The 2764-nt window shown below is 62.2% G+C and carries 5 protein-coding genes; 2 read left to right on the forward strand and 3 right to left on the reverse strand.

Going from position 1 to position 2764, the window contains the following annotated elements; all coding sequences use genetic code 11:
• Nucleotides 1-257: CoA-transferase (locus FFS45_RS41330; RefSeq protein ID WP_283204797.1), on the reverse strand; the 257-nt coding region annotated here is incomplete at its 3' end.
• Nucleotides 258-604: 347 nt separating this feature from the next.
• Here FFS45_RS41330 and FFS45_RS41335 point away from each other — a divergent pair.
• Nucleotides 605-1150 carry a LuxR C-terminal-related transcriptional regulator gene (locus tag FFS45_RS41335; RefSeq protein WP_137960336.1) on the forward strand — a complete coding sequence of 182 codons (546 nt, stop codon included), beginning with the start codon at nucleotides 605-607 and terminating at the stop codon, nucleotides 1148-1150.
• 14 nt (nucleotides 1151-1164) lie between these two features.
• On the opposite strand, the gene FFS45_RS41340 is transcribed toward FFS45_RS41335, so the two are convergent.
• On the reverse strand, nucleotides 1165-1596 hold the full coding sequence (locus FFS45_RS41340) for an acyl-CoA thioesterase (RefSeq protein ID WP_137960337.1): 432 nt from the start codon (nucleotides 1594-1596) through the stop codon (nucleotides 1165-1167).
• Nucleotides 1597-1637: 41 nt separating this feature from the next.
• Complete coding sequence (locus FFS45_RS41345) at nucleotides 1638-2414, reverse strand: SDR family oxidoreductase (protein WP_137960338.1); 777 nt, start codon at nucleotides 2412-2414, stop codon at nucleotides 1638-1640.
• A 219-nt stretch (nucleotides 2415-2633) separates the two neighbouring features.
• Between FFS45_RS41345 and FFS45_RS41350 the strand changes: the two genes are divergently transcribed.
• A partial coding sequence (locus FFS45_RS41350) for an FAD-dependent oxidoreductase (RefSeq protein WP_137960339.1) occupies nucleotides 2634-2764 on the forward strand: 131 nt, incomplete at its 3' end.

Genomic DNA, 2764 nt, shown 5'->3' on the forward strand with positions numbered 1-2764 from the left:
TCGAACTCCTTGTTTTCGCCCACATACGACGAGATCATCTTCCTGATCTGGCGCGTCTCGAGCAACAGGCCGAGGCCGAAACCGTCGACACCCGCGTTGTTGCTGATGCAGGTGATGCCTTTGACGGCAGAGTCGCGCAGCGCCGCGATCAGCGCCTCGGGAATGCCGCACAGGCCGAAGCCGCCGACGGCGAACGTCTGCCCGTCCTTGACGATGTCCTTGAGCGCGGCAGCCGCGTCTGGATAGACCTTGTTCATCAGTGTGTCCCTTCCTTTATGGAAACCCGAAAATCCGGTACGCCGGCCGCCGGATCAGTGCGATGCATGGCGATGCGGGTTGGCTCTGGCGGCCCCGGGCGGATGCCTCTGACGCTCGAGGCGCCGCCGCTCGCACTTCACGCGGCGTGAGCCCAGAACGTCATTCTAGTCATCCCCGGCGAGCCTTGCGTCGACGTTGCACAGTCGCGCGACCCGGACCACCCGGACCACCCGCGTCCTCACCTGCGGCTTCGCAGCCTTGTGATTTGCCGGAAAGGGTACGATGCGCGGGCCTTCCGGCACAATACGCAAAAATACATAAGTGATTTTCCGCTTTCGCACCTTTCATGCCCGCACTGGACTACCAAACCGCCTTCCACCTCGCGCCGATCGGCCTCGTGCTGTCGCGCGAGCGCGTTATTGAAGACTGCAACGACCAGTTGGCGTCGATCTTCGGCTGCCGGCGCGAAGCGCTGCTGGGGCAGTCGTTTCAGGTGCTGTATCCGTCCGCGGACGAGTTCGAGCGCATCGGCACGCGCATTCCGCCCATCATGACCGCGCAAGGCAGCTACGCCGACGACCGGATCATGAAGCGCGCCAATGGGGAATTATTCTGGTGTCATGTGACAGGCCGCTCGCTCGAGCGCGCCGACCCGCATGCCGCGGGCGTGTGGACGTTCGAGGATCTGAGCGCGACGCGCCGGGTCGCCATCGAATTGACGCCGCGCGAGCGCGAAATCGCCGCGCAGCTCGTGACGGGCAAGACCAGCAAGCAGATCGGCCGGGTGCTCGCGATCAGCTCGCGCACGGTGGATGTCTACCGGGCGCGGCTGATGCGCAAGTATGCGACGGGGAATGCGACCGAGCTGCTGCAAAAGCTGCTCGGGAATTGAGCGGCCCGGGTTCCTTAACCCGCCTTGACGAGCACCGCGTTTTCGATGGTCGAGCGCAGCAGGTCGGGAATCTGCACCGACTTGCCGGCCGCGTAATCGATCCACACGCAGCGCGCCGCGCCACGTGCATAGACGGTCGCCGGGTCGTCGGCGCGGGTCAGTTCGAAGCGGGTGTCGAAGCTGCTGCGCCCGGGCACACCGACCGACATCTTGCCGATCACATCGCCGGGGTAGTGAAGTTGCTTGAGAAAGTCCATCGATGCATTGACGATCACCGGCCCCTGCCCTTCGCCATTGCCGCCGGCGATCCCAAGCTGCTCGAACCAGGAAATCCGCACTTGCTCCATGTAGCGGAAATAGACCGTGTTGTTCACATGGCCGAATGCGTCCATATCGCCCCAACGGATCGGCATAGACATTTCAAAAACTGCGTGATATTCGTTCATCGTACTTCTTCTACAGGTTGAAACAGGTGCGGGCGCCCCGCTCAGGAGAGCCCGAAGCCATCGTCGGCGGAAATGATCGAGCCGTTGATGAATTGCGATTCGTCGGCGGCCAGCAACAGCAGCAGGCCGTCCAGGTCTTCCGGCTGACCGACGCGGTGGCGCGGCAGCATTGAAACCAGCTTCTGGCCCTGATCGGTCGACCAGTGATGGTGATTGATCTCGGTATCGATATACCCCGGGCAGATCGCGTTCACATTGATGCCGTGGCGCCCCCACTCCTGCGCCATGGCTTTCGTCATGTGCACCACGGCGGCCTTGCTCATCGAATAAAGGCCGATCTGCGGCAACACGCGCAGGCCCGCCACCGAGGCGATGTTGATAATGCGATACGACGGCTTCTGCCCGCCGTTGCCGCGCATGATCATGCGCTTGGCGACTTCCTGAGCCACGAAAAAGGCGCCGCGGGTGTTCGTGTCGAACACATACTCGAAATCGGCCGGCGTGACTTCCGAGAGCTTCTGCGTGGTCGATACGCCCGAATTGTTCACCAGGATATCGATGGTGCCCGCTTCCGTCTCGGCATGCGCCACGGCCGCCTTGATGCTCTGGTAATCGGTCACGTCGAGCGACACGACGTGCGCGGCGCCGCCGGACGCTTCAATTTCGGCACGCAGCTCTTTCAGGCGCTCGGTGCGGCGGCTCGCCAGCACCACCTTCGCTCCCGCCTGCGACAACACCTGGGCAAAGCGTTTGCCCAGCCCGCTCGAGGCGCCCGTAATCAGCGCGACCTTGCCTTCCAGATTGATCGAACGGCCCATTGTGGTTACCTTGTTCGGTTGGGTTACAGGTGCGGCGATGCCGCAAAGGTCATTGAAAACCCGATGAATGCCTGGTGCACACCCGGTGAATCCCGGGGCGATACCCTATCATATAAATAGAACGATCGTGCTAATCTCTGTTCTTTGGGTTGCGGCGCTGGTATCGTTCGCCCACAATACGAACCCGAAAAAAGCATTCTAACGGTAAGAGGAGCATCAATGACCCCCGCAAGTCTCATTGAGCAGTACGGCCCGCGCGAGTCGATGGAATACGACGTGGTGATCGTCGGCGGTGGCCCCGCCGGCCTGTCCGCGGCGATCCGCCTGAAGCAGCTGGCAGCGGAGAAAGG

It is taken from the genome of Burkholderia sp. 4M9327F10, assembly GCF_005503145.1.
Classification (GTDB): Bacteria; Pseudomonadota; Gammaproteobacteria; order Burkholderiales; family Burkholderiaceae; genus Paraburkholderia.

Excerpts from the sequence above, each read along its gene's own strand:
- FFS45_RS41335 (WP_137960336.1), top strand. The coding sequence starts at position 605 with ATGCCCGCACTGGACTACCAAACCGCCTTCCACCTCGCGCCGATCGGC.
- FFS45_RS41340 (WP_137960337.1), bottom strand. The coding sequence starts at position 1,596 with ATGAACGAATATCACGCAGTTTTTGAAATGTCTATGCCGATCCGTTGG.
- FFS45_RS41345 (WP_137960338.1), bottom strand. The coding sequence starts at position 2,414 with ATGGGCCGTTCGATCAATCTGGAAGGCAAGGTCGCGCTGATTACGGGC.